This window comes from Pseudomonas sp. PS01301 (assembly GCF_029960215.1).
In the GTDB taxonomy this organism is placed as follows: Bacteria; Pseudomonadota; Gammaproteobacteria; order Pseudomonadales; family Pseudomonadaceae; genus Aquipseudomonas; species Aquipseudomonas coleopterorum.
Map to the genome: position 1 here is coordinate 1 of NZ_JASCPM010000078.1, position 8,417 is coordinate 8,417.

The window sequence follows — 8,417 nt, forward strand, 5'->3', positions numbered from 1 at the left end:
GCTTTGCTGGATCTGCAGCTGAAGCAGGCGCAGGAAATTGTTGAGGGTCGTCATGGCAGGGCTCTTGTGAAGTTGAAGTGGAGAGCGACTGCTGTGACGTTAGTTGTGGAATGGAAAAATAACCGGTCGAAAATATGAGCGTTTATTTACTGCGTCAAGCGCGTATAATCAAAGTACAGCGCGGCACTGAAAGTTAATATTCATGAGTGCAATATTTGTGAAGAAATATTCTCGAGTTCTGCAGTGTTGGCTCTGGTCAAAGTACAGGGTGAGGGAGAAGGCTGTTTTTAATGCAAGTTAAAGTTGCAGCAGGCGAAAGGCGATAATGGGCTCGATAAGCCGCCACCCAGCGCCGCCCTGTGGGAGCAGGGAGGAAGGCGAGCCCGCTGCCGCGTCAATGATCGCCCGCCTTACCCTTCGGGGGAGCATTCAACGCGGCAGACGCCATCAATGCGTGTTAAAAACTATAACGCGCACCGAAGTTCAGGCCCCAAGGTTGTTCAATGTCGTGGCCCTTGGCGTAGTCGAAGTCGGCATGCAATTGCAATCGGTCGTTCACCTGTAGCGCCGTACCCAGGCCAAGCTCGACACGGCTGCCGGACATGTCATTGCTGAAGCGATTGCCGTTGACCTTCACTTCGTTGTCGTTAGCGAACTCATGGGCAATTGCAACCTTGCCGTAATAATCCCAACTGCCACCGGACGCCAGTGAGCGGGCCTGGCCCAACTGTGTGCCCACCTTGCCCAGAAGCGAGTCCGCGTGATTGCTGCGGGCCTGCATGCCATTGTCCAAACTGTAGCGCTCGCCTTGGACCCACAGTGTCGAGAGTTGGGTGAACGGGCTGATGAACACGCCGCCAGCCAATTCAAACCGCTTGCCGGCCTCCACTGAGCCCCCCAGGCCGTGGTGGTTGTAGCGGCCGCTGGAATGCTGACCATCGCTCATGCGCACGTCGGATTCACTCTGGAAGCGGTTGAGCTTCATCAGGGCATCGACATAGTAGCCACTGTCGGCCAGCCACGTGCCATACACCCCGGCGTAGTAGCTGTCGACGGTGCCTGATGTGCCCGCTGCCATGTCCAGGTCTGACTTGCTGTAGCCACCCATTACACCTAAACGAAGGCTGCCTGCGGCCATCGACAAACGGCCATCGGCCCCCACGCTCAAGCCTTGTTGGGTCTGTTGATAAGCCACGCCAGCGCCAGCGGCCAGGTTGTGCTTGTTGCCATAGGCACGGCTCCATACACCGCCTTCCCCCTTGTCCATATGCAATTCACCCATACGGCTGCGCAGGGAGGACAATTCGCCATACCACACAGTGGGCGCGGCGTTGAAAAGGCCTATCACCGACCGGGTGCCGGGCGCTACCACGTCACCGGGACGTTGTACCAGCAACCAGTCATTGCCTTGTTTTTGCAGGTCGTAGACGAAGGTGCCCAGATCCACCTGACCGCCGATCACGCCAAACTGGGCATCACCGCCGCCGGTCTGAACGACCGCAACGGAGGATTGGCCCTGAACGACGTCTTTGCCGGTGTTGTGTATCGCCAACTGGTGCTGGCCGCTGGCGGTACCTGTGACGACCACCTTGTCGCTCAGGCCGCTGGCCAGGTCGGTGCCCAGTCCAAAGGTACCGTTGCCACGCAAACCATCCACGGTAAGTTGATTGAAATGGCCATTGCTGCCATCCAAATTCACTCGCCCCTCGTTCATGTCCAACTGCTGGAGGGTTGAGGTACGCGTCATGTTCCAGGTGGCATGGTCCACGGCCATGAGTTGCACGCCGCTGACTCCGCCGGTCAGACTTGTGTTATCACGCAACAGAACGTCGGCTTTGGAACCGGACGCAACGACAATGTCGCCGGTCAAGCGACTATCGGATACTGAGAAATCCACCGTGGAGCCTCTGTCGACTTCGAGAATCATCCCGTTGCCGCCGGTCAGCACGGCGCCGTGGCTGAGGCTGATGGTAGCGATGGTCGGGCGATTGGCGGTGAAGGTGGAGACGAGGATGGCGCTGCCAGTCATGCCTTGAACATGAGCATTGTCTATCACCAGGCTGTTGTTCAGGCCGTCATCGCCGTTGAAGCGATCGGCACTGATGATCGCACCATGATGGTCGCCCACTACGTGGCTGTTCTGTGTGACCGTGGCGTAACCATTGACCAGCGCCAACCCCGAGCCCCCGGCCATGCTACCCGTGGCGCCATCACTGGCCCCGTGAACCCGAGTATTGGCCAGCAACGCATGAGCACCACTAGCGACATTGACGCCACGGCCCACACCTTCAAAGGTGCTGTCATGGATAGAGGCTGTGCTGTTTCTGTTGACGTTCAGAGCGGAGCCAGCACTCTTGATAGTAGTATTTCGAATGGTGGCAGTGGAGTTGTCCAAATACACGGCCTGGTCTTCGGTAGCCAGGAATGCGCCGTTCAGATTGACTGAAGAGTTGTAGCTCTCGACTTGTTTGAGGGTGGCACCGGGTTCGGCGTTCAAGGTTGCCCCAGCGGAGAGCCTCCACAAATGGGCGCTATCGCCTGGTTTGACGGTGGCAATGGCGTCCGGCCCTGTGAGCTCTTGCCACGCCGCGCGTGCGGGATGAGGCATCAACAGCGCCGCCGACAGCAGCAACATGCTGCTGTCGCTCAATAGACTACGATTCATATCAGGCTTCTCTAGAAGGCAGGGAAATTCGAGGCTTTGATACCTCTTGTTTTTGCCCGCATTGTAAGAAGCGAATGCGCAGTCAATGTGTAGGACGGTTCCTACAGCGCCGTGTGAGCCGTCCTAAAATTAGAGCTGAGGAAATACTATCAACGTTTACCATGCATAGCGTACGCCAAGGCTGACACCCCACGGCTGCTCTATGTTCCTGCCGTTCCCATAGTCGACGTCACCGTGCAGCTGCACCGCCTGGGAAAGTTGCGCGATAATGCCTGCGCCCACTTCGACCCTGCCGCCCGACAGATCATTATTGAACGAGTAAGTATCATTTATCCTGACCTTATTGGCCTTCGCAAACTCCTGAGTTGCGGCAATCTTTAAATAGGGCTGAAGTACACCACCGTCGGCCAATTCAATCGTTCGCCCCAGATGGGTGCCGAGTTTGCCCGTCAGCGAGTTGGCATGGTTACTACGCGCCTGCATACCATTGTCCAACGCGTATTTTTCGCCTTGCACCCAAAGTGCGGACACCTGGGCAAAAGGTTCGACGAACCAGTCCGATGTTAGCTTGATATGCTTGCCTACCTCTACCGAGCCTCCCACGCCGTAGTTGTCATAGTCACCGCCGGCGCGCTGTCCGTCGCTCATCAGCACATCGGAACGATTCTGAAAGCGGTTGGCTTTGATCAATGCGTCTAGGTAATAGCCAGACTCATCCAGCCAGGTGCTGTAGATGCCGGCGTAATAGCTATCGACATGACCATCGGTACCGGCTTTCAGGTCCAGATCGGCACGGCTGTAGCCGCCCATCACACCTATCATCCATTGACCATCGGCAGTTGGCAGCGGCGCATCGACCCCAAAGCTGATACCCGATTGCTGCTGCCGGTAGGCTACCCCGCCGCCCGCCGACAGGTTGTATTGCCCGGCGAACGCACGCACCCATGGGCCACTGGCTTGGCGTCCCATACGCAGTTCGCCCATGCGACTGCGAAGCGTCGTGGTTTCTCCATACCAAACGGTTGGGGCGGCGCTGAACAACCCCAGCACGGCGCGTGCACTGGGCGTGACTTCGGGATCGCCGCCGCCGGGAACTCCAGGATCGACCGGAGTAATGGGGTCCACGGGCGTACCGGGGTCTACCGGTGTGACTGGGTCAATAGGGGTAACGGGGTCTACCGGGGTAACAGGGTCCACGGGCGTACCTGGGTCTACCGGTGTCACTGGATCGATGGGCGTACCGGGATCTACCGGTGTAACGGGGTCCACGGGCGTACCGGGGTCTACCGGTGTCACTGGATCGATGGGCGTAACAGGTTCACGCTGCACCAAGACCCAGTCATTGTTGCGGTGGGCCAGATCGTACACATAGGTGCCAGCGTCGACCTGGCCAGTGGCTAATGCAAACGATGCAGCTCCGCCCCCCGTATTGACCAACATCAGCCCCGAGTCGCCGGCCTTCGGCTCCGCGCCGGTGCTGGCCACTTCAAGGATGTGGCTGCCCTCTGCAGCCCCTGTTACCACCAGTTTGTCACCCTGCAGGTTGGCAATATCGGTGTTCAGAGCAAAGGTTCCGGTGCCCGTCAGGCTGTCCATGGTCAAGGTGCGAAACGCGCCCACGGCGCCATTGAGGTTGACCCGGCTGGAGGTCACAGCCATGGCGCCTACACGCGAATCCTGCGTCATGTTCCACACCGAGCCCGAGTTGAGGGTCATCCGATTGGCCCCCTGCACGAATCCGGTCAGTGTGGCAGCATTCTGCATCGTCAATTCTGTGTTCTCGGCGGTGGCTGTGAGGTTGCCGTCCATTTGGCTGTTGTCCAGCAGCACGCTGGTGCGCGCAGGTGTATTTGCCTGGACAGAACCCTCGAGCCGCGCACCATTGCGAAAGGCCACCAAGGCATCGCCGCCATCCTGCACACTGATGTCTCCGGTCACCAGACTGGCGTCCACATTCAGTGCCATGACGGCTTGGTTGTTGACGTTGCTGGCACCAGTAAGTGTGCTGCCATTGGCCAGATCGACATTCAGCACCGAGCCGACTCCGGTGTTCAAGGCGCCCTGAATGTCACTGGCGTCGACATTGAGCAGTGCGGAGGTGCGGGCGAACAGGTCCACGGCCACACCGTTACCGCCGGTCAACAGGGAGCCAGTGCGCAGGGTGACATCGGCCAGGGGCGATGCGTTGCGCGAGGGAAAAACAACCAGACCGCTGCCCGCCACACCCTGCACAGTGGAAGCGTCGACCACCAAGGTAGAACGCAAGGCCGACTCGCCAAGGCTGGGCAAATCATTGCTGAACGCCGCACCATTGTTGGCACCGACGATGGTGCTTCCCTCGCTCAGCGTAGTTTCGCCTGACAGCATCACCAGCCCCGCCCCTCCGCCCAAAGGGGTAGTGCTGCCATCCCCAGTAACGTTTACCTGGGTATTGCGTACGTTCAGTTGCCCCTCATTCAGAACGTTGAACCCGCGGCCCACTCCGCTCAGTTGGCTATCGCTGAACGAGGCAAGGGATCCCCGGCCCACGGTTACGGTGGTCCCCTCAGACGTCACCAGCGTGCTGTCACTCACGGTGGCCGTCGCGCTTGCACCAGTGAGCTCCAACGCCCGATCCGACACCGAAGTCACGGTGGCACCGTTCAGATTAACAACGGACTCGCTTGCGTAGATCTGTAACGTTTGCCCTGCGGGGTTGACGACCAGAGTACCGCCTTGGGAAATCTGCCACAGATCGGGGGTGTCGCCCGGGTTCACGGTGGCAGTGGCGGGGCCCACCACGACCGCAGCCTCGACAATGGGGGACAGCATGAGGCCGATCATGACCATCGGCAAGGAGGTTGCAGAGCGGCGTGCGCAAGTCATGGTCCAGTCCCTTGTGAAAAATGATGATGTAATCGCAATCTACCGACTCATATTAGTTGCGAACAGCTGTAAGTTTTTATTTATTTAAAGTGCGAGTGAAAAGCAGTTTTCATTGCCGCCCTTTGGTCGGCAATCGTTCTAAATATTTGCTGTTTTTAACCGGACTGCTAAGTTGGTAGTGCGACCCGACTTCAGGCCTGTGGTTCAAGGCAACGGCGCCGCGCATCCATTCTGTTATGTTATTTTTCAGGTGCCGACCGCTTAGCCTCGCGCCCCTGCATTTCATGTACAAAGGAGAAGTGGAATGACCGTTTTCAAGCAACTTTCCAAAGCTCAGAAACTGGCGCGTGTGGCAGCAGTGCAAGCGCCGAGAGCATATTCCCCGGCGAGTTTCGTCGAGAAAATAACGCCGGTGCCGGGGTTTCCAACCAACATTCTAAAATTTGATAAGTTTGCCGCTACGGTTGATGTCGAGGTGCCGTGGAGTGATGATTATTATCCCGAGGATCCAAGCATCGGAAAGGATGCTGATGCGATCGAGTTGGTGTGGGACAACCAAATCCTCGCCAGCACTCGCTATGAAATCCGCGCAGCCGATCAGACTGCCAAAATTCCGTTGATACTTAAACTGCCGTTGACGACAGACGACAACTGGGACGCGATCCCTCATAGCCTTGGTTATCGAATCGATTGGGGCGATTCCACCGCGTATGACTTTGGCGATACTCAGCCGGCCTATGTCGATACGACTCCGCCAGGCAGGCCCGCCATTGGCAAGTTGATTTTCCCCGGCCTGACGCCAGGGCCGGGCGGCGATTACGTGATCACCTTGGCCGAGCTGGATCCCAGCACCAAGGACTTGATCGCCCACGCGCCTTCCTACAGCGGTGAAGCGCCGGGCGATCTTCTTGAGGCCTTCATCACGAGCAACGGCGGTCAACCTGTTTTTTTGACCACTACAACCCGGATTCCACCTGGCAATCCGCTACCCAATCCGGTGGTGTTGAGGTTTCCCTTTACCGACCTGGATGCAGCGGGCGATGGCACGCATACCTTGGGTTTCCGTGTCACTGACCTGGCTGGCAATGTATCGGCGATATCGCAAGAAACAGCCGTGCGGTTCGTACTGCACAACACACCCATCAATCTGAGCGCTCCAGACATTCCGCTGTTTGCGGACGACGGTATAATTGACGAAGCAGACGCGCGTATTCTCGATATCGAGATTCCCACTTACGTGAATGTCGCCTTGAACGATGAATTTCTGGTGTTCTTGGGCAGCAAGGCCATAGGCGGCGGGAAGGTCCTCGACGTGAATGATGACCCCTTGGCCGTGGTCCGAGTACCCTACGCTGACGTCCTCGCTGGCGACCCAGCAGGCGCCAACGCCACGCGCTACACCACTCAGGCGACCTATCAAGTCATTCGCAGTCAAGCAAACGTGGGGACGTCGCCGCCGCGGCTCAATGTGCTGGTCGATGTGACTGGACCCGCAGGCCCGGATCCAGATCCAGACACCCCCGAGAATGAAAACCTCGCGCTGCCTAGCCTGCTAAGCACGGGATCCGGCGCCACCGCGAACGTGATCACCGCTGCGCACTTCCCTCTGGATGCGACCGTCACCATCCCTTGGCCTTCGGTTGGTGATTTGCTGGCGGGCGACTTGGTTACAGCGTCATACGCAGGTGTGGATATTGCGCCTGCTGCCCGCCCGGTCGAAGCGAGCGAAGTCACTAACAAAGTGCTGCTGCCCTTTACACTGCCCGCCGCGCAGATCGGTGCAGCCGGGGCCGGGGCGATTCCCCTCAAGTATGCGGTGGAGCGGACCATTGCCGCTTCGTCGCCGTACCCTGCGGTGACCAACACCAGCTACTCCGGTGTACAAACCGTGCAAGTTACTTCACCCGGCTCTACTCCGGGCGGCGGCGGCCCACTTCCCGTTGGTGCATTTCAAGGGCTGAACGCATCCGGGTTTCTGGACATATGCAACACGGCCAACGGCGCGGTCTTTCGAATCCCGCTCACCTATACCAACGCCGCTGAAGGCGACCGCATCGTGCTTACCGGGCGAGGCTATGTCGGAAGACCACAGAGCGGAGGGGCAGCCCTGCCAAATACGGATTTTACCGCCACTGATTCAGTGAATTCGGATGAGTTCGCACAGAAATACATTGATTTTCGTATCCCAGCTTCGGCGTTCGGTCCTACATTGTATCCAGGGCGATACAATCACCTGCAGGTACACCATGAGATCACCAATGCCTCTGGCACGGGTGCAACCAACCCACCAAGTATCACTCAGGTCACCATGGTGGGCAGTGTGTGCAATTTCGACACAACAGATGACCAAAGTTTCAGCACATCAGTAAAACCCGCCTGACTGCAAGTCATAGCCGGGTGATTTCCTTACGGGACGTCACCCGGCTATTCTCGCTGCCCAGCAGCATACATAAACGATCCCTGCATCGGCGGGCGTAGTGTCTACGCTTGCCCGATGTTTTACTTGGCAAAGTCGACGCCCGCGTTTAACCCTCGAATGATTATCTTTAAGCCTGCTGCATCACCGCCCTTTAAGGATTCCCTCCGCTTAAGTGACTGACCTCCTTCTGCACGTTCGGCTCCTTCAGGCATCGAACAATTCAATGCATTCACGGATGAATAATTAAATACTTGATCTTAACGCATGAAACAACACGTTCAGTGCCAAGCGCAGTTATTAGGATACTCCATCAGCGCCCTAAATAAACGCCTATATTTTCGACCGGTTATTTTTCCATTCCACAACTAATGTCACAGCAGTCGCTCTCCACTTCAACTTCACAAGAGCCCTGCCATGACGACCCTCAACAATTTCCTGCGCCTGCTTCAGCTGCAGATCCAGCAAAGT

Annotated in this window: 3 protein-coding genes; 1 reads left to right on the forward strand and 2 read right to left on the reverse strand. The window is 57.6% G+C overall.

All coding sequences use genetic code 11. The features are described from left to right. Positions 1-457 precede the first annotated feature (457 nt). Together QMX89_RS22090 and QMX89_RS22095 are read right to left on the reverse strand one after the other, a co-directional pair. On the reverse strand, positions 458-2,665 hold the full coding sequence (locus tag QMX89_RS22090; protein WP_282349887.1) for an autotransporter outer membrane beta-barrel domain-containing protein: 2,208 nt from the start codon (positions 2,663-2,665) through the stop codon (positions 458-460). 156 nt (positions 2,666-2,821) lie between these two features. Continuing rightward, complete coding sequence (locus QMX89_RS22095) at positions 2,822-5,530, reverse strand: autotransporter outer membrane beta-barrel domain-containing protein (protein ID WP_282349888.1); 2,709 nt, start codon at positions 5,528-5,530, stop codon at positions 2,822-2,824. A gap of 304 nt (positions 5,531-5,834) precedes the next feature. Here QMX89_RS22095 and QMX89_RS22100 point away from each other — a divergent pair, with 304 nt between their 5' ends. Beyond that, positions 5,835-7,910 (forward strand): hypothetical protein, encoded by a 2,076-nt coding sequence (locus tag QMX89_RS22100; RefSeq protein ID WP_282349889.1) that lies wholly within the window; start codon positions 5,835-5,837, stop codon positions 7,908-7,910. The last annotated feature ends 507 nt before the right edge of the window (positions 7,911-8,417 follow it).

What these genes read in the sequence shown, in the direction of transcription:
- QMX89_RS22095 (WP_282349888.1), bottom strand. Translation starts at nt 5,530, where the DNA reads ATGACTTGCGCACGCCGCTCTGCAACCTCCTTGCCGATGGTCATGATC.
- QMX89_RS22100 (WP_282349889.1), top strand. Translation starts at nt 5,835, where the DNA reads ATGACCGTTTTCAAGCAACTTTCCAAAGCTCAGAAACTGGCGCGTGTG.
- QMX89_RS22090 (WP_282349887.1), bottom strand. Translation starts at nt 2,665, where the DNA reads ATGAATCGTAGTCTATTGAGCGACAGCAGCATGTTGCTGCTGTCGGCG.